At 63.2% G+C, this 17,543-nt stretch carries 19 protein-coding genes and 1 tRNA gene; 11 read left to right on the plus strand and 9 right to left on the minus strand.

What is annotated here, in order from left to right; genetic code table 11:
* Nucleotides 1-52: 52 nt before the first annotated feature.
* Nucleotides 53-571 carry a BA14K family protein gene (locus HT585_RS00780; protein ID WP_176351187.1) on the minus strand — a complete coding sequence of 173 codons (519 nt, stop codon included), beginning with the start codon at nucleotides 569-571 and terminating at the stop codon, nucleotides 53-55.
* A gap of 217 nt (nucleotides 572-788) precedes the next feature.
* On the opposite strand from HT585_RS00780, the gene HT585_RS00785 reads away from it, so the two are divergent.
* From HT585_RS00785 to HT585_RS00795, 3 genes are all read left to right on the plus strand, one after another.
* Entirely contained in the window at nucleotides 789-2,216 is a 1,428-nt protein-coding gene (locus tag HT585_RS00785; protein ID WP_176351188.1) for a phosphomannomutase, read from the plus strand.
* A gap of 77 nt (nucleotides 2,217-2,293) precedes the next feature.
* Nucleotides 2,294-2,380, plus strand: a tRNA-Leu gene (locus tag HT585_RS00790).
* 348 nt (nucleotides 2,381-2,728) lie between these two features.
* Nucleotides 2,729-3,679, plus strand: coding sequence for an adenylate/guanylate cyclase domain-containing protein (locus HT585_RS00795; protein ID WP_176351189.1), 951 nt, complete (start codon nucleotides 2,729-2,731; stop codon nucleotides 3,677-3,679).
* Between the two features lie 21 nt (nucleotides 3,680-3,700).
* Here the strand turns inward: HT585_RS00795 and HT585_RS00800 are convergent, their stop codons facing one another.
* The 3 genes from HT585_RS00800 to HT585_RS00810 all read right to left on the minus strand — a co-directional run bounded on the left by HT585_RS00800 (nucleotide 3,701) and on the right by HT585_RS00810 (nucleotide 7,284).
* Nucleotides 3,701-5,677: an adenylate/guanylate cyclase domain-containing protein gene (locus HT585_RS00800; protein WP_176351190.1), complete on the minus strand. Its 1,977-nt coding sequence runs from the start codon at nucleotides 5,675-5,677 to the stop codon at nucleotides 3,701-3,703.
* A gap of 167 nt (nucleotides 5,678-5,844) precedes the next feature.
* Nucleotides 5,845-6,876 (minus strand): hydroxyacid dehydrogenase, encoded by a 1,032-nt coding sequence (locus HT585_RS00805; protein WP_176351191.1) that lies wholly within the window; start codon nucleotides 6,874-6,876, stop codon nucleotides 5,845-5,847.
* Between the two features lie 96 nt (nucleotides 6,877-6,972).
* Nucleotides 6,973-7,284, minus strand: a complete 312-nt coding sequence (locus HT585_RS00810; RefSeq protein ID WP_176351192.1) for a hypothetical protein — start codon at nucleotides 7,282-7,284, stop codon at nucleotides 6,973-6,975.
* Nucleotides 7,285-7,396: 112 nt separating this feature from the next.
* Here HT585_RS00810 and HT585_RS00815 point away from each other — a divergent pair, with 112 nt between their 5' ends.
* Nucleotides 7,397-8,023, plus strand: a complete 627-nt coding sequence (locus HT585_RS00815) for a ribonuclease D (protein WP_176351193.1) — start codon at nucleotides 7,397-7,399, stop codon at nucleotides 8,021-8,023.
* 4 nt (nucleotides 8,024-8,027) lie between these two features.
* Here HT585_RS00815 and HT585_RS00820 read toward each other — a convergent pair whose 3' ends face one another.
* Both HT585_RS00820 and HT585_RS00825 read right to left on the minus strand, forming a co-directional pair.
* Complete coding sequence (locus HT585_RS00820) at nucleotides 8,028-8,372, minus strand: VTT domain-containing protein (protein WP_176352142.1); 345 nt, start codon at nucleotides 8,370-8,372, stop codon at nucleotides 8,028-8,030.
* A gap of 83 nt (nucleotides 8,373-8,455) precedes the next feature.
* Nucleotides 8,456-8,737 carry an Rdx family protein gene (locus HT585_RS00825; protein ID WP_176351194.1) on the minus strand — a complete coding sequence of 94 codons (282 nt, stop codon included), beginning with the start codon at nucleotides 8,735-8,737 and terminating at the stop codon, nucleotides 8,456-8,458.
* Nucleotides 8,738-9,035: 298 nt separating this feature from the next.
* Between HT585_RS00825 and HT585_RS00830 the strand changes: the two genes are divergently transcribed.
* Nucleotides 9,036-9,491: a DoxX family protein gene (locus HT585_RS00830; protein ID WP_176351195.1), complete on the plus strand. Its 456-nt coding sequence runs from the start codon at nucleotides 9,036-9,038 to the stop codon at nucleotides 9,489-9,491.
* A 105-nt stretch (nucleotides 9,492-9,596) separates the two neighbouring features.
* Here HT585_RS00830 and rnk read toward each other — a convergent pair whose 3' ends face one another.
* On the minus strand, nucleotides 9,597-10,004 hold the full coding sequence (gene rnk, locus HT585_RS00835) for a nucleoside diphosphate kinase regulator (protein ID WP_176351196.1): 408 nt from the start codon (nucleotides 10,002-10,004) through the stop codon (nucleotides 9,597-9,599).
* A gap of 370 nt (nucleotides 10,005-10,374) precedes the next feature.
* Here rnk and HT585_RS00840 point away from each other — a divergent pair, with 370 nt between their 5' ends.
* From HT585_RS00840 to HT585_RS00855, 4 genes are read left to right on the plus strand one after another with little or no spacing between them, the layout of a single operon-like run.
* Complete coding sequence (locus HT585_RS00840) at nucleotides 10,375-11,130, plus strand: type 1 glutamine amidotransferase (protein ID WP_176351197.1); 756 nt, start codon at nucleotides 10,375-10,377, stop codon at nucleotides 11,128-11,130.
* The gene (locus HT585_RS00845; protein ID WP_176351198.1) at nucleotides 11,130-11,609 is read left to right on the plus strand and encodes a GFA family protein; all 480 of its coding nucleotides are present in this window, start codon (nucleotides 11,130-11,132) and stop codon (nucleotides 11,607-11,609) included. Before HT585_RS00840 ends, HT585_RS00845 begins: the two co-directional genes overlap by 1 nt.
* Nucleotides 11,606-12,172: a sugar O-acetyltransferase gene (locus HT585_RS00850; protein WP_343213884.1), complete on the plus strand. Its 567-nt coding sequence runs from the start codon at nucleotides 11,606-11,608 to the stop codon at nucleotides 12,170-12,172. The genes HT585_RS00845 and HT585_RS00850 overlap by 4 nt, the downstream gene beginning before the upstream one ends.
* 40 nt (nucleotides 12,173-12,212) lie before the next feature.
* Nucleotides 12,213-12,704: a GNAT family N-acetyltransferase gene (locus tag HT585_RS00855; RefSeq protein ID WP_425513721.1), complete on the plus strand. Its 492-nt coding sequence runs from the start codon at nucleotides 12,213-12,215 to the stop codon at nucleotides 12,702-12,704.
* A 129-nt stretch (nucleotides 12,705-12,833) separates the two neighbouring features.
* Here the strand turns inward: HT585_RS00855 and lepA are convergent, their stop codons facing one another.
* Both lepA and HT585_RS00865 read right to left on the minus strand, forming a co-directional pair.
* Nucleotides 12,834-14,660 (minus strand): translation elongation factor 4, encoded by a 1,827-nt coding sequence (gene lepA, locus HT585_RS00860; protein WP_425513709.1) that lies wholly within the window; start codon nucleotides 14,658-14,660, stop codon nucleotides 12,834-12,836.
* An 82-nt stretch (nucleotides 14,661-14,742) separates the two neighbouring features.
* Nucleotides 14,743-15,984: an MFS transporter gene (locus tag HT585_RS00865; protein WP_176351201.1), complete on the minus strand. Its 1,242-nt coding sequence runs from the start codon at nucleotides 15,982-15,984 to the stop codon at nucleotides 14,743-14,745.
* A 209-nt stretch (nucleotides 15,985-16,193) separates the two neighbouring features.
* Between HT585_RS00865 and HT585_RS00870 the strand changes: the two genes are divergently transcribed.
* Together HT585_RS00870 and HT585_RS00875 are read left to right on the plus strand one after the other, a co-directional pair.
* Nucleotides 16,194-16,772: a helix-turn-helix domain-containing protein gene (locus HT585_RS00870; protein WP_176352144.1), complete on the plus strand. Its 579-nt coding sequence runs from the start codon at nucleotides 16,194-16,196 to the stop codon at nucleotides 16,770-16,772.
* A 2-nt stretch (nucleotides 16,773-16,774) separates the two neighbouring features.
* Complete coding sequence (locus HT585_RS00875) at nucleotides 16,775-17,302, plus strand: GNAT family N-acetyltransferase (protein ID WP_176351202.1); 528 nt, start codon at nucleotides 16,775-16,777, stop codon at nucleotides 17,300-17,302.
* Nucleotides 17,303-17,543 lie beyond the last annotated feature (241 nt).

Here is a 17,543-nt window from a genome sequence, read left to right on the forward strand (position 1 = left end):
GGATCGGGGGGGGAAGCGGCGCAACGCGGTCGCTGCGCCGCCTCAGCGTGAGCTATCGATAGGGCGAATAGCAGGCGCGATAGACGCCGCTGTAGGTCAGGAACCGGTTGGTTGCCGGATTGTAGGAGCGATAGCGCGACAGGCACCAGTTCACATGGGCGCTGTAGCCGCGGCGAACATAGTTGTCGCGATAGTAGTAGCGCTCCCGGTAGTAGCGGCGTGGATAGTAGTCGTCGTAGTAGCGGGGGTAGTTGTTGTAGTAACCGCCATAGCTCTGCCCGAAATAGAGGCTGAAGCCCGGCCGGTAGTAGGATCCCCATCCACCGCCGTAGTAGCCGGGCCCCCATCCGCCGCCCCAGCCGCCACCCCAACCGCCGCGGCCCCAGCCGTTGGGATACATGACGCCTCCGTATCGCCTGTACGGATAGTATTGTGCGTTCTGGACGTCGCCTTGCACCTTGATCTGAATGTCGCTCGCTTGCAGCGGCATGGCCCGGGCGGGTCCGGCCGGGGTCGCCAGAGAGGCGGCGGCCAGGGCGCAGCCGATAACGAAATTCCGAAATCCCGTCATGCTTTCCTCACTTTCCGAAAGGGTTGCTTTCAGGTTGTGTCCCTGCTTCACATTACGTGTCTTTTTCTTGGTTTATTCATGGCGAAACCGTGCGGATCTGTTTGGCCAGCCGCCGGATTTTTGCTCCGTCTGTATTCGGATGTAGGGTGCGCCGGACCGTTTGCCATGTCACTGTTATTCTTGTTATTGCCGGTCGTCAGCGATCACGGAGCATGAGATGCAATTGAAGTTCGGTACCAGCGGCCTGCGCGGCCTGTCGGAAGAGCTGAAGGGCGAGCCGTCTGCACGCTATGCGAAGGCCTTCGCGCGGCACCTGATCGCCTCCGGGCAGGCGAAGGCGGGGGATCCGATCCTCATTGCCCGCGACTTTCGCCAATCCAGCCCCGAAATCGCGGCCGTTTGCGCCGATGCCCTGAAGGGCGAAGGCTTTCGCGTGTTCGATTGCGGCACCGTGCCGACCCCGGCACTGGCCCTCTATGGTCTGGTCCATAAGGCCGCGGGCCTGATGATCACCGGCTCGCATATTCCCGCCGATCGCAACGGCATCAAGTTCTACAGGCCTGACGGAGAAATCGACAAGAACGACGAACTGGCGATCAGCGCCCTTGCCGATGCGATCGCCGGCGAGGCCGTGCCTTCGGCCGGCTCCGGAGAAGATCATGCGGCGTTGGCCGCAGACCAGTTCCTTCAGCGCAACAGAGACCTGTTGCCGTCAGGCTCGCTCGTCGGTCTGCGCATCGGCGTCTATCAACACAGCACCGTCGCCCGCGACCTTTTGGTCGATGTGCTCTCGTTTTATGGTGCCGAGACGGTGGCCTTGGGCCGTTCCGAGGATTTCGTGCCTGTCGATACCGAGGCCGTTTCGTCTGAAACGCTTTCCAGGCTTGCCGCCTGGGCGCCGGAACATGGCCTGGATGCGATCGTCTCGGCCGATGGCGATGGCGACCGCCCGCTGGTGGCCGACGAGAAAGGCGCACCGCTGCGCGGCGACCTGTTGGGTCTTGTCGCCTGCGAGTTCCTCGGCGCGCAGGTGGCCGTGACGCCGGTCACCTCCAATTCCGGCCTCGAACGAGCCGAAGGCCTGTCGGTCATCCGCACTCGCGTCGGCTCGCCCTATGTGATTGCCGCAATGGCGCAAGCGGTCCGCGAGGGTGCGACGAAGGTCGCCGGCTTCGAGGCGAATGGCGGTACGCTGACGGCGAGCGATTTCTCAGGTCGCAATGGCGTCCTTAAGGCCCTGCCCACCCGCGACTGCTTCCTGCCGATCCTCGCGGTGCTTGCGCGCGCCGTCGAGCGCCAGATGCCCCTCTCGGCGCTGGCAGCGTCCTATCGCCTTCCGGTCGCGCTCAGCGACCGGCTGGAAAACTTCCCGGTGGAAACCAGTGCACGCCTGATGGCGTATCTGCGCGGTGGGGCAGGAAACGTCGGCGCCTTCCTCGCTCCCATCGGTCGTCCGGCCACGGTCAGCGACATTGACGGCCTGCGCGTGACCCTCGCCGATGGCCGTACTGTGCACTTCCGCCCATCCGGAAACGCACCGGAGATGCGATGCTATGTCGAAGCCGAGACGACGGCGGAAGCGGAATCGCTGCTCGCTCAAGGACTTTCCACAATCAGGTCCTGGGCAAGAGCGACGCCAAACTGACTTTTTTGCGTCGTGACACGAAAACTTCAAAATGCCTGTTGACACTTCGGCTCGAGCCTTTTACACCCCCGCTCGTCGCCCAGATGGCGGAATTGGTAGACGCGCCAGCTTCAGGTGCTGGTACTCGAAAGGGTGTGGAGGTTCGAGTCCTCTTCTGGGCACCATTCCTTTAGCCAAACATTTGTTTTGGCTTGAAAAACCCCGGCTTGCCGGGGTTTTTTCGTTTCTGGCTTTTGGCCTGAGCCATGGGCAATGACCGCTGGTTTACCTGAGGAAAAGTGGCCCATTTCCTGAGCCCGCAACGGCGCTGTTGGGCCTGCGTTGCTGCATCGGGTTTGCGGGCCTGCCAGCACGCCACAGGCGGCGTTTCTAAGCATCTGGTGCATCTGGCGGTGGTGAGGCGTTCAGCCTTCAGGAAGGCCCTTATGGCGGCGCATCTTGCGATCCGTGTCAGGCTCACTACTATCTCATCATCCGCTGCGGCGGCGGATTTTAAGCGAGGATCAACCGCGATGGCTGAAACGCGTCGCAAGCTGACGACCATCTTCTCCGCTGACGTCCAGGATTACTCCCGCCTGATGCGTGCGGACGAGGAGGGCACGCTTGCCACTCTCAAACGGTACCGGGATGCCATGACGCGCCTGATCGAGGCGCATGGCGGCCGGGTCATCAATACCTGGGGTGACGGGCTGATCGCCGATTTTCCGAGTGTCGTCGAGGCTTTGCGCGCGGCGATCGACGCCCAGAGCGAGCTTGCCGGATATAATGCGAAAAGCGCAGACAGTGCGCCGATGCTGTTTCGCATCGGCATCAACCTCGGCGACGTGATCGCCGAGGACGACGACATCTATGGCGATGGCGTCAACGTGGCCGCGCGCCTACAGGCCTCCGCCCCTGCTGGCGGCATCGTGATCTCCAATACGGTCTACGACCAGGTGCGCAACAAGGTTGCCGTCGGTTTCGAATTTTTGGGCCAGCTCGAGGTCAAGAACATCGATGGCGGCGTGCCGAGCTATGCCGTGCGCATCGGTGCGGCCGATGACGCTGCGGGCGGGTCGGAACATCAAGGCGAATGGGGCCGATCGGTCGAACCGCCAAGGCAGCCGACGGCGGCACCGGTCGAAACCGTCGGCAAACCGATGAGCGTGACTGGCAAGCTTCTCGGCCTACTGGCGGTGGTCGGAGCCGGTCTCGTTGCGCTCAATCTGTTGAGCTGGCGGGGCGTCTTCTGGGCCTCCTGGCCGCTTCTGGGGTTGGCGGTCGCAGCCGCCCTGGAATGGGTTCGGGCAAACAGCAGGATAGACCGGGTGATCGGCATGCTCGCGATCGCCGGATTGGCGCTTGTTGCCATCAATCTTCTCTCCTGGCGGGGCGTATTCTGGGCGGTGTGGCCGTTGCTCGCCATCGCTGTTGCCGCTGGCATCCGTTGGGTGATGCGCCAGAGAGATAGCGCCCGGCGGTGACCGGGCGCGCTGAAGCCCCTGTCAGGATGACGCAACGGGCGCTTGCGACTGCGGCGCCTCGATCACGCGGCGCGCGCTCAGCACCTCGTAGATTTCCAGCGCCGTGGCGCGCCCCTTGGCCTGTGCCGATCCAAGCGGCCGGAAGGTGATCGCGTCTGACGCCTGCGCGACGACGGCACCGCTTGCCATGATTGTCGTGCCATAGTTCTTGTTCATGCCTTCGAGCCGCGAGGCGACGTTCACCGTGTCGCCCATGGCCGTGTATTGCAGCCGCTCCTTCGCGCCGACGCTGCCGACGACGGCGGTGCCGGTGTGGATGCCGAAGCGGGTGCGGAACTCCGGCAATCCCTTCCTGCGCTGCGCGTCGTTGAACACCTGCAGCCGTTTCTCGACCGCCAGCGCGCAACGACAGGCATTTTCCGCATGGCGCTCGTCCGGTGCGGGCGCATTCCACATGGCAAAAACCGAATCGCCGAGGAACTGGATGATCGTGCCGTCATGGGCATCGACCACCTCGCTGAAGATGTCGAAATATTCCGAAAGCATCGCCACCACCTCTTCCGGCGCATGCTGCTCGCTCAAGGTGGTGAAATCGTAGATATCGGTGAAAAGCGCAGTCACCTCCTGGCGCCAGGCCGCGCGGCCACCGAACTGACCGGATTCGATGCCCTTGCGCACCAGTTCTCTTGGGACGTAGAGCGCGAAGGTGAAGATCGCGTCGCGCGCCCGGTTCATCGCGCCGCCGAGGGTGGAAATCTCGCTCACGTGCGACGACACGTCGATCGGCGTGGTGAAATCCAGGTCCTGCAGCCGGTTGGCACTAGCGGTCAGCTGGTTCAGTCCCTTGGTGATCAGATGCGCAAGCACCAGGGAGGCGAGCACCGCGAGCGCCACGACGGCTGCGGAAATCGCCAATCCCTGCACGAGCGTCCGGTTAGCCTCTGCCATCAGTTCATCGAGCGGCGCGGCCACCACGGCGCGGGTGCCGGAGAGAAGCAGCGCGGATTCGAGCGGCGTCACCATGACGAGATAGGTTCGGTCTCCGACTTCGACGAAGTCGGCCTTGCCGGGCGCTGGCGGATTGAGACGGATGCTCTTGATCAGGGGGTCGCTCTCGGCCTGAACGATCGGGCCATCCTTATCCCGCGCCGCCATGATGCGTCGCATCATCACCCGGTCGGAATGGATGATCGGTTTACCGACGGCATCGAGGATGAAAGAGACCGAGCCCGTCGTCAGCCGCTCGCGGGCGAGGAAATCGGTGATCGTATCGAGGACGACGTCGGCGCCGATGACGATCTGCGGATTGCCGCGATGGGCCTGCGAAATCGTCATACCAAGCGTTTCGGTCGTGGCACTTTCGTAAGGGCCGGTCGAAACCGCAGCCTTTCCGTTCACGGCCGCACGATACCAAGGCCTGGTTCGTGGGTCGAAGCCTGTGGGTGGCACGCGCCGTTCGGAGAATTGCGTACCGTCCTTGTCCAGGAAGAGCACCCGCTGGAGGGGATTGCCGCTTGCATCCTTCTCCATCGAGCGCACGGCAATGGCCGCGCCGCGCGGGGCATCGAGCGCCACGCGCCATGCGACCTGCTTGAGGTCGACCATCTGAAAGAAGGCGCCGTTTGGGTAGCCGACATAGACCCCGTCGATATGCGGCGAACGGGCAATGCCCTCGCGCAGGACTGCCACCTTGTCGTTCATCCGCTCCGGTGGCGGCACGAGGAAGGAGTTGGCAACCGAGGAGACGAGGCTGACGAGCGCGGAGGTATCGCCGGAGAGGACGCCCAGCCGGTCGACCAACCGGTTCATGAAGCCATGCATATTGGCCTCTGCATCCGCGATTGCTGCATTGCGCGAGCGGTTATAGTCAAGCCCGACGAGGATCGTGGAAACGGCGATCAGCATGGCGACCATGACCAGGCTGAACAGTGACCGAAGCGAACTGTTCCAGCCATCGCCTGTTTTGCTTTGTCGAGCGTCGGGCGCCTTGTCTGCCATTACGGGCCTCTGGTCTCGCTCTACCCTACGGTTTGCACAGTCCGGCGACTTTTGCGTGTATCGATGATATGCATGCCGCCGCTGCGTTGAACGCTATATGCAATTCCCATAAAACACGTTAATCGGCGAATGAACGAACCAGCCGAAATCAACTTGAAACCGGTGGATCAGTTGACCGTCACCGGCTTAGAGCGCATCCGCGCCACCGTCTCGCGCTCGGCGCGCTTGCAGCGCATCGGCGGCAGGTCGCGGTCCATCAGGTCCATGTCTTCCAGCACCATGTCGCCCATCTTCTTGAAGGCGCTGTCGAGCGCGCCCGCCCGGTGGGCCGAGCGCAGGAAGCCGGGCAGGCGGCGCACCTTGTGGTCGAGCGGCAGTGGCTCTTCGGGGAAGACGTCGCTGGCCGCAACGATGTGTCCGCTTTCGACGGCCGACATCAGGGCATCGAAATCGACGACGCCGGCGCGGCTGAGCAGGATGAAGGCTGCACCCGGACGCATGCCGGCAAAGGCCTTTGCGCCGAGAAAACCTTCGTTTTCGCTGGTGACCGAGGCGACGACGAAGACGAAATCGCTTTCTGTCAGCACTTTCTCGAGCGTCGCCGGTTCGACGCCGTTTTCCCGGAGGATCGATGCCGGCATCCAGGGATCGAAGACGCGGATCCTGGCGCGGAAGCCCGACAGCACCCGGTTGAGTGCCTTGCCCAGGTCCCCGAAGCCGATGATGCCGATGTCTGCGCCGGATAAGAGCCGGGCCGAGCGATTGCCGTCGCCACCCCAAAGTTCGCGGCCTTCGCGAAAGGCAAGATCCGCATCGACGATGCCGCGCGCGATGTTGAGGGCCATCGCCAGGCCCATTTCCGCAACCGGCTCGGCAAACACCTGGCCGGTCGTGACCACGTGAATGCCACGCTCGAACAGCACCTCGTAGGGCATGTTGTTGATCAGGTTGCTCTCGACATTGAGAAGGGCGCGCAGCTTCGGCAGGCGCGCCAGCGTGGCGTGATCGAGGGGCGGCTGGCCGATGATGTAGCGCGCATGCGACAGCACCTCGTCGCTAAGGCCGGCGATATCCTCCGGGTCGGTTTCGACGATGCGGTAGCGCGCATGCAACTGCTTTAGGGCGTCGTCCGTGAAGATCAGATCGAGCGTGCGCGGTTCCGGCACGCTGATAGCGAGCGGTCTCGTGTCGTTGGGCATTGTTCCTCCTCGGTAGAAGCAGAACGCCTCCACTGTTCCTTGCCTGATTTTCTAGGAACTATTCGGCGGCTTGCCAAGCCGAACCGCTGCAGGCCGTTAGTAGCCGAGCCCGCGTTTCTGTCGGTAGAGCGAAGGCGGCAGGTCGCTGCCCTGGAACACCGGGCCGTCGCCGCGGCGGCAATTGTAGATCGTGTCGTACCGCGGTCCGCCGCGCGCGCTCGATTCGAACGGATAGTCGCGATCGACAAGTGTCTGCTCGCACACCACCTTGTCACCGTTGTCGTTCAGAGGGTCCATCGGGCGCACGCCCGGCAGATCTGTATAATTCTGCGCCAGCGCCGGCATGGTGAAGAGGCCGAGAGCCACGGAAAGGATTGAAAGAGCGAGGGCGGGGCGGCGGGATATCATCAATGCGAGCTTTCAAAGACAGCACCCAGGGGCGAGGCGCCATGAGATGGTTTCGCCAGGGCCGAACTTGCGCTATAGGCGACACCACTTCCGTTTCATCTGGGGATTTTCGATGGCGAATGCAATACGGTTTCACGAAGGCGATATTTCCGCAGCCGATGCCGCCCGCTACCGAGGCGCGATTGCCATCGACACCGAAACGCTTGGCCTCGTCCCCCGCCGAGACCGGCTCTGCGTCGTCCAGCTTTCACCGGGAGACGGAACGGCCGACGTGATCCGGATTGCCGCCGGTCAAAAGGAGGCTCCGAACCTCGTCGCCATGCTCGAAGACCCGGCGCGTCAGAAGATCTTTCATTTCGGCCGTTTCGATATTGCCGTGCTGTTCCACACCTTCGGCGTGACGACGACGCCGGTGTTCTGCACCAAGATCGCCTCCCGCCTGACCCGCACCTATTCGGACCGTCACGGACTGAAGGACAATCTCAAGGAAATGCTCGACGTCGACATTTCCAAGCAGCAGCAGTCCTCCGACTGGGGGGCGGCCGTCCTGTCGCCGGCGCAGCTCGAATATGCTGCGTCGGACGTGCTGTACCTGCATGCGCTGCGCGAAAAGCTGACGGCGCGCCTTTTGCGTGATGGCCGCATGGAGCATGCGGATGCCTGCTTCGCCTTCCTGCCGACCCGCTGCAAGCTCGATCTGCTCGGCTGGGACGAGACCGACATTTTCGCCCACAGCTGAACCGTCAGGGCGTCAGCCAGAGCACGACGCCGTAACGCAGCGCCTTGCCGATCATCACGAACACCAGGAACAGCGCGAACGGCATGCGCAGCAATCCGGCGACCAGCGTCAGCGGATCACCGACAATGGGCAGCCACGATAGCAGCAGCACCGGCTGGCCATAGCGCGCAAACAGCGTCTCCGCCTTTTGCCGCGCCGCCGGCGAAATCGGGAACCAGCGCCGTCCCTCGAAGCGGATCAGAAATCGTCCAAGCACGAAGTTGACGACGGCGCCGAGCACGTTTCCGGCCGTGGCCGCCATGAACAGGGCGACACGGCTCGTTTCACCATGAAGCGCCGCAGCGACGATCGCCGCCTCCGACATGCCGAACAGAAGTGTCGCGGAGAGGAAGGCTGCCGAAAAAACGCCAGCAAGAATGCCGAAATCCAGGATCAGCTCCTGTCCGTGTGGCCGAGATCGCGCTCAGGCTCGATGATGTCGCGGATGCGCTGCTTCAGTTCCTTCGGTCCGGGAAAGCCGCCGTCGCGCTTGCGCTCCCAGATCAGCTCGTCATTGACCCGGATTTCGAAGTTGCCGCCGGTGCCGGGTATCAAGGCCACTTCGCCCAGCGATTGGCCGAAAGTCTGCAGCAGCTCCTGCGCCATCCAGCCGGCGCGCAGGAGCCAGTTGCACTGCGTGCAATAGAGGATGGTGATCCGCGGCTTGTCGTCCATTGCTGATTCCCGGGTGGTTTGCGCGCCGCAACATACTGCATGATCCGGCAAGATCGGAACCGGTCTGCCGAGAAAATTGCGCAGAAGTTTCAAGCGTTACCGTGTTCCCGGACGATCATCCTTCTCACGTTGCGCCGTGACGCCGATCCGACGCAGCCGGTGGTCACGTGTCTCTCACGCAATTGTCAACTGATCTAATCATGTTTTTATCAGTCGCTCCCTTGCAAAGGAAAAGGCGCCCGGCGAGACATTGCTGCATTGCACATATTGTCGCAGCCCCCTCAAAGAGGACTTAACCATGACTGACGCCACCGTTTCGACTTCCCGTCCCCGTGCAATCCTGCCGGCGCTTGAAAAGATCTATCTGCCGCTCGACACCTTTGCCGAAACGCTGCTGCGCGTCCTGTGCGGCGTGCTGCTCGTAACCCACGGCTACGGCAAGATCGTCAATCCCTTCGGCGCTGTCGGCATGGTCGAAAGCCTCGGCTTTTACCCCGGCGTCTTCTGGTCGCCGTTGCTTGCCGCGACCGAGTTCTTCGGCGGCATCCTGATCGCCATCGGCCTCTTCACCCGCCCGGCTTCGTTTGCCGCGATGATCGTGCTGCTCGTTACAGTCTACTTCCATGGCGTCGTGCAGGGAGAAGGCCTCGGCGGTGCCGAGAAGTCCATTCTCTGGGCAGCGATCCTGTTCTTCTTCGCCATTCGCGGCGCCAACAGCCAGTCCGTCGACGCCAAGCTCGGCAAGCAGTTCTGATAGCTTCGGCATCCGAAGAGCGGGGAGGGCGGTCTGAAAGGCCGGCCTCCTCGACGCGTTTTGGGGGAAACGATGTATCCCCCATCGGCGGGCAGGGCGCGCGGCTCAGACCTTCTCGGCTGAAGTCACGCTGCGGATGGTCATCCGGTGAACCTTGCCGGAGCGGTCGTGCCAGTCGATCGACTGGCCGACGGAGAGCCCGATCAGGGCAGCGCCGATCGGCGTCAGCACCGAAATACGCCCGGCTTCGATATCGGCCTCGCCGGGATAGACCAGCGTCACCTGCTTGGCAAAACCGTTGTCGGCTTCGAAGGCGACAGTCGACCCCATCTGCACGCTGTCGGCCGGGAGCTTTGCTGGCGCGGCAATGCGGGCACGCTCGAGCTCCGACAGGAGCGCTTCGGCGACTTCGGGAATGCGATCGAGGGCGGAAGAGGCAAGTGCCGTCAGGCGCTTGTGGTCCTCGGCATTGATGATGATTGCGGGAAGTTTGTTGCGCGCGGTGGTCGCCATGATGATACCTGACATTCTCTGCGACGGGCCATGAGCGCCGTCGTTGCTGTTCTGGGATAATTCTATCGGGAAAAAACTCGGCGCTCGGATCGCGGCCTGGGAACGGGCGTTCTCATTTGCCGACGCGAAATGCTCCCCTGACCCGGAGAGCGCAAGCATCCGGGCTGGGGTCAGGTTCCTGCGATCGGGCACACCCGGAAGCAGCGAAGAGAAGAAATCGCGAGCATCATGATGTCCAGAAGGTCGGAAAGTTCGGCGCAGAAGTCAAGACCCGCTTGCTTTGGGGAACGAGCATCGAGCGCTTGGCCCTCTTGAACCGAGACGCCTGTCGTGATCAATCTTCCGCCGAGACGGCGAAGGAAAGGTCATCATGCGGGTACTGGTGGTGGAAAACATGGCGAAGACCGAACTCGGCCAGGTCGGCACGGCGCTTCGCGAGGTCAAGGCGGAGATCGAGGTTCGCCGCGCCTATGCCGGCGACCCGGTTCCGGATACACCTGACGGCTTCGATGCACTGGTGGTGCTCGGCGGCGAGCAGAGCGCACTCGACGACGCGGCTTTCCCCTACCTGCCGCAGCTTGCAGCTCTGATGCGTCGCTTCGGTGACAGCGAACGTTCCGTGCTTGGCATCTGCCTCGGGAGCCAACTGCTCGCGCGCGCCTACGGCGCAAAGAACCTGCTCGGTGAAGCCAAGGAATTCGGCTGGCACCAGGTGCGCGTGCGCGCCGAAGGGCAGAGCGATCCGGTGCTGGCATCCGTCGGCGAAAGCTTCCCGATTTTCCAGTGGCATGGCGATACCTTCACGCTTCCGGACGAGGCGGTGCACCTTGCCGAAAACGACGTGACGCGACATCAGGCGTTTCGCGTCGGGCGTGCGGCCTATGGAACGCAGTTCCACTTCGAGGCCGATACGGATCTCGTCGAAGACTGGAACCGCACGTTCCCGCAGACCATCAATCGCCTCGATCCGACCTGGTTGGCTGAATACCCTGCCCATGCACGGCGCCACGGCGAAAAAGCCAATGCCGCCGGCCTCGCCTTGGCGCGCGCCTGGGTCGCCACCATCAGGCGCGACGACGCCTCTGTCCCCGCGCCGAGCAACGAGGTGCTGGAGGAGGCCTGCTGATGGACGAAGGGATGGGTGGTGGCTGTTTCTGCGGACGCATCCGCTACCGGCTGAAACGCAAGCCGATGTTCGTCAATTGTTGCCATTGCACCGATTGCCAGCGCCAGGTCGGAAGCGCCTTCGTGGTCAACGGCGTCATCGAACGGGAGAACATCGAGCTGACGGCGGGCGAACCCATCATCGTGACGCTGCCGACCGGGAGCGGCCGTCCGCACGACGTCTACCGCTGCGCCGAATGCCAGACGGCGCTCTGGAGCGATTACGGCCGGCGCGGTTGGCTCGCCTTCCTGCGCATCGCAAGCCTCGATCGCCCGTCGGATTTTCCGCCGGATGCCCATATCTTTACCCGCTCGAAGGTCTCCTGGCTGTCGCTTGAGGGCGGTGCCCCGGCCTTCGAGATCTATTACGACATGAAGACCATGTGGCCGGCCGAAAGCCTGGCGCGGCGTGAAGCCGCCGAAGCAAAGGCGAAGGCGTGAGCGGCAGCGAGCGTGAAAAAATGGCGGCGGGCGATTGGTACTGCTGCCTCGACCCCGAGCTTGAGCACTTGCGCCAGCGCGCGCGGGCCGCCGTGCACCAGCACAACACCATGGCGCCCGACGCGAGGGGCGCGATGGCGCCGGAGCTGAGGGGGCTGCTTGCAAGCGTTGCCGATGACGTCTTCATCGAGGCACCGTTTCACTGCTCCTACGGCATCAATATTTCGCTCGGGCCCCGCGTCTATCTCAATGCCGGCTGCACCATGCTCGACAGCGGTCGCATTTCTATCGGCGAGGGCTCGATGCTCGGCCCGGCGGTGCAGATCTATTGTGCCGAGCATCACAAGGACGTGCCGCTCAGGAGCCGCGGCATCGAGATTGCAAGACCCGTCGTGATCGGCAAGGACGTCTGGATCGGTGGCGGTGCCATCATCCTCGGCGGTGTGACCATCGGCGACGGCGCCATCGTCGGGGCCGGATCTGTGGTCACGAAAGACGTGCCGGCCGGCGCGACCGTCGTCGGCAGCCCGGCGCGGATTCTGGCGCGATCCGACGCGCGATAATTCAACAGGGAGATTTTTAGTGGTCGACGAGACAACAACGATCAAGGTGCGCCCGGCAACCCCTACCGACGTGCCTGAACTCTGCGCCTTCCTCAACGAGATCATTCGGATCGGTGGCACCACCGCCAACGAGACGCCGTTCACGCCCGAAAGCTTTACCGCGCATTACCTCGCTGGCCCGGGCTTCGTCAGTTGCTTCGTCGCCGAGGATGCTGACGGCCGCCCGTGCGCCTTCCAGGCGCTGGAGCGCTACGACGGATTGCCGGAAGGATGGGCCGATATCGGCACATTCTCCCGGCCTGACGCCAAGGTGCGCGGCGCCGGATCGGCGCTGTTTGCAGCAACGAGGGACAATGCCCGTGCGTTGAGTCTGAAAGCGATCAACGCCACCATCCGCGCCGACAACACGGGCGGTCTCGCCTATTACGCCAAGATGGGCTTCGTCGACTACAAGGTGGACAAGGCCGTCCCGCTCAAGAGCGGTCTCCCGGTCGACCGCATCTCGAAGCGGTATTTGCTCGCGCAGGGGTGAGGCGAACACCTTCGGGTCAGCCCGATCGCAGTGGCGAGCGCGCAGCCACGATCGTCCAACAAAAACGGGCGGCCAAAAGGCCGCCCGACTTGTATTCGGTATCCTGAACGAAGCGGACAGTCGAACCGCCTATTCGTCGCCCATCTTGAGCGCGGCGATGAAGGCTTCCTGCGGGATCTCCACCTTGCCGAACTGGCGCATGCGCTTCTTGCCGGCCTTCTGCTTTTCCAGCAGTTTGCGCTTGCGGGTGGCGTCGCCGCCGTAGCACTTGGCCGTCACGTCCTTGCGGAGCGCCGAGATGGTTTCGCGGGCAATCACGTTGCCGCCGATTGCCGCCTGGATCGGGATCTTGAACATGTGCTTCGGGATCAGCTCCTTGAGCTTCTCGCACATTTCACGACCGCGCTTTTCAGCCGCCATGCGGTGGACCATCATCGACAGCGCGTCGACCGGCTCGCCGTTCACGAGGATCGACATCTTCACCAGGTTGCCTTCCTTGTGGTCGGTGATCTGGTAGTCGAACGAGGCGTAGCCCTTGGAGATCGACTTAAGACGGTCGTAGAAGTCGAACACGACTTCGTTGAGCGGCAGGTCGTAGGTCAGCATCGCGCGGGTGCCGACATAGGTCAACTCGATCTGGATGCCGCGCCGGTCCTGGCAGAGCTTCAGGATGCCGCCGAGATAGTCGTCGGGCGTCAGGATCGTTGCGCGGATCCACGGCTCGTGGATCTCGGCGATCTTGACGACGTCGGGCATGTCGGCCGGGTTGTGCAGTTCGCGCTCGGTGCCGTCGGTCATGAACAGCTTGTAGACGACCGAAGGTGCCGTCGCGATCAGGTCGAGGTCGAACTCGCGCTCCAGGCGTTCCTGGATGATTTCGAGGTGCAGGAGGCCGAGGAAGCCGCAGCGGAAGCCGAAGCCGAGGGCCGCGGACGATTCCATTTCGAACGAGAACGACGCGTCGTTGAGGCGCAGCTTGCCCATCGCCGAGCGCAGGTCTTCGAAATCGGCAGCGTCAACCGGGAAGAGGCCGCAGAACACCACCGGCTGCGCCGGCTTGAAGCCCGGCAGGGCCTTGGCGGTCGGGCGCTTGTCCTCGGTGATGGTATCGCCGACGCGGGTGTCGGCCACTTCCTTGATTGAGGCGGTGATGAAGCCGATTTCGCCGGGTCCAAGCGCATCCATCGCCACCATCTTCGGCGTCAGCACACCGATGCGTTCGACGGAGTACTTGGCGTCGGTGCCCATCATGCGGATGGTCATGCCCTTCTTGAGCGTGCCATCGATAATGCGCACGAGAACCATGACGCCGAGATAGGTGTCGTACCAGCTGTCGACGAGCAGCGCCTTCAAGGGTGCGGTTTCGCCGCCTTCGCTCTTCGGCGCCGGCAGCTTGGTGACGATCGCTTCCAGAACATCGGGAATGCCGAGGCCGGTCTTCGCCGAGATCAGCACGGCGTCCGATGCGTCGATGCCGATCACTTCCTCGATCTGTTCCTTGATCCGCTCCGGTTCGGCGGCGGGAAGGTCGATCTTGTTGAGCACGGTGACGAGCTCGTGGTTGTTGTCGATCGCCTGGTAGACGTTGGCGAGCGTCTGGGCTTCCACGCCCTGCGACGCATCGACGACCAGCAGCGAACCTTCACAGGCCGACAGCGAGCGCGAGACTTCATAGGCGAAGTCGACGTGGCCGGGCGTGTCGATGAGGTTCAGCACGTAGGTCTCGCCGTCATTGGCCTTGTAGTGCAGACGCACGGTCTGGGCCTTGATGGTGATGCCGCGCTCGCGCTCGATATCCATGCTGTCGAGCACCTGCTCGGACATTTCCCGCTCGGCAAGACCGCCGGTCGACTGGATCAGTCGGTCGGCCAGCGTCGATTTGCCGTGGTCGATATGGGCCACGATCGAGAAGTTACGGATATGCGACAGGGGCGTCTTGGAAGATGTTGTGCTCATGGGCCGCATATAGCAGTGCCTTCAAGCCGCGCAAAGCGGGAAATGAAGGCTTCGTTCACTATAAATCGCAAGGCTTGCGCGCCTATTCGGCTCTGGCCTCGGCGTCGATCAGCGCGCCGGCATTCGGGATCTGCGCGCTCTTCAGTTCGAAGGTCTCGCGTTCGCCTGCCGGCACCTCGTCGCGCTTCCTCAATCGCATGAGCACGAACAGCGCGTAGAGGGCCGCAACGATCATCGCCGCATAGATGAAGGTGCGTGGCCCGAACACCGGCGTCAGCACCGTTACCAGCATCGGCACCAGGGTTGCGGCCACCGACCAGGCGACGAGCATGGTGCTTGCCAGCGGCACGAAATCCGCTGGATCTGTGCGGTCGTTGGCATGTGCGTTGGCTATCGAATAGACGGTCTCGACCGCGCCGGCGAAAAGCGCAAAGACCACCATCAGCAGCAGAAGATTGCCGAAGGTGGCGGAAAGCGCGAAGAAGCCGGCGATAACGATGATGAGGCAGGTGGCGATCAGCACGAGCCGGCGGTCGATCCGGTCCGAAAGCGTGCCCATCGGGTACTGGATGGCGATCAGCCCGAGCTGCATCACGAACATCAGGTTGGCGACGTCGCCTTGGCTCACCTGGTTGTCCGCCGCGTAGATCGGCGTGAAGCCCTGCACCACCATCGACAGGCCGCCGGCGGCAAGCACGCCGATGAAGGCGACGGGCGAGGCGCGCCAGACCATCGGGATGTCGATGCTGACCTTGGCCGGCGCCGGCGGAGTCGGCAGGCGGGTGAGCCCGATCGGCAGGATCGCAAGGGCGGTGAAGAAGATGGTGATCAGCGGCGGCAGGTTTCCGTCGACCGGAATCTGCCCGAACAGCCACGCGCCGGTGCCGAGCCCGATCACATAGGCCATGTAGAACATCGCCATCGCCCTGCCGCGCCAGCGGTTGTCGCTCGCGTGGTTAAGCCAGCTCTGGCTGATGATGAAGTTGGTGTTGCCGGCAGCGCCGTAAAGCCCGCGGGCGAGCACCCAGAGGATCGGGTGCATGCCGAGGCTGATGGTCAGCGCCGAGAGGATGACGAGCGCCATCGAGCAGGAGAACGCCCGTGCATGGCCGACACGGCGGATCATCGGCCCGGCGATGACGCAGCCGACAAGCCCGCCAAAGGCAATCATGGTGACAGCCGCACCCGGAACCCAATCCGGCGCATCGGACCGGGTGAGCATGAAAGGCACATAGGCGAGCATCATGCCGTTGCCGATCGCCACGGATGTCATCGACGTCACGATGCTGGCGATCGAGGTCAGCGAGGAGGGCTGCTTGTCCATGTCTTGCCGTTCCGTTTCGTCAGTCCTGGCGGCCGGTTATGTGAGGTCCGCCTAAATTATTGAGGTGGAACGTCTTTTCGCTCCGCATGCCCGTTGCGGACGTTAGCGCAAAGCACCCCGCCGCGATGTCGCCAAAGCGGCATCTGCCGCCTTTATTTTCAGATCGTAATGGTCTTGACTCCATTATATGAGAAATGCAATCTCAAATAATGGAAATCACCGGCGATCCACTCGAGCACGCCATCGGCGAACGTGTCCGTTCGCTCAGGGCCGAGCTGAACCTGACGCTCGATGATCTGGCGACGCGGTCGGGCGTCAGCCGGGCGATGATCTCGCGCATCGAGCGCGGCGAGGTCAGCCCGACGGCACAATTGCTGGCAAAGCTCTGCAGTGCGCTGTCGACCACGCTCTCGGCACTCTTTGCCTTTGAGGTCGAGCAGGCTTCGCCGGTTGCGCGGCGCGCCGACCAGAGACTTTGGCGCGATCCGGAATCCGGCTATCTGCGCCGCTCGATCTCGCCCAATGGCGTCGGCTCGCCGGTCGATATCGTCGAGGTCGAGTTTCCGCCGGGCGCGCGCGTCGTGTTCGAGCGGCAACCGGCCGACCGCGGCATCACCCAGCATCTCTGGCTTTTCTCCGGTCGGCTCGAGCTGACGATGGAATCCGGGCCATATGTGCTCGATGCAGGCGACTGCCTGTTCATGGGGCTCGAACAGGCACACGTCTTTCACAATCCCCATGATGAGCCGGCTCACTATGCCGTCATCCTTAGCCGAACCAGGACCTGACCATGCCCGACATCACCATCCGTCTTCTCAGCGAAACCGAGGCCCGTTCCGCCGTGCCGGCCCTTGCCGAGGTGTTGTCCGATTGCGTCGAGGGCGGGGCATCGGTCGGTTTCATGCAGCCCTATCCGCCGGAGGCGGCCATGGCCTACTGGCAGGGGGTTGCCGATGCGGTTGCCGCCGAGGAAACGCTGCTGATGGTCGCCGAAGACGAAGGGCGGATCGTTGGCACTGTCCAGGTCGGCGTGGCGCAGATGCCCAACCAGCCGCATCGCGGCGACCTGAAGAAGCTGCTCGTCCATCGCGCCGCCCGCGGCAAGGGTGTCGCCCGGCTGTTGATGCAGGCCGTCGAACAGGAGGCGGCTCTGCGCGGCAAGACACTGCTGGTGCTCGATACGGCCACCGGTAGCGAGGCCGAAGCGATCTATCCACGTCTCGGCTGGGAGCGCGTCGGCGTCATCCCAGATTACGCCATGTGGCCGGAAGGCGGCCTCTGCGCCACGACACTCTTTTACAAGCGCATTGCGGCTTAGGGGCGCGCTGCGCGATTGCCCCTCACCCTAGCCCTCTCCCTGCAAGCGGGGAGAAGGGACGCGAATTGGTCGCTAATGTCTCATTTGGCGCGCCTGTCATTCAGAAAAAGACTGAGAGTTGAGCTTGCGGCCGAGCGCCCGCGGGTCGCATCCTTCTCCCCGCTTGCGGGGAGAAGGTGGCCGGCCGGCCGGATGAGGGGCACCGGACACTCCGGCACCTGGACGGGGGGCGTCAAGGTTG

The sequence above is a fragment of the Ensifer oleiphilus genome, from assembly GCF_013371465.1.
Classification (GTDB): Bacteria; Pseudomonadota; Alphaproteobacteria; order Rhizobiales; family Rhizobiaceae; genus Ensifer; species Ensifer oleiphilus.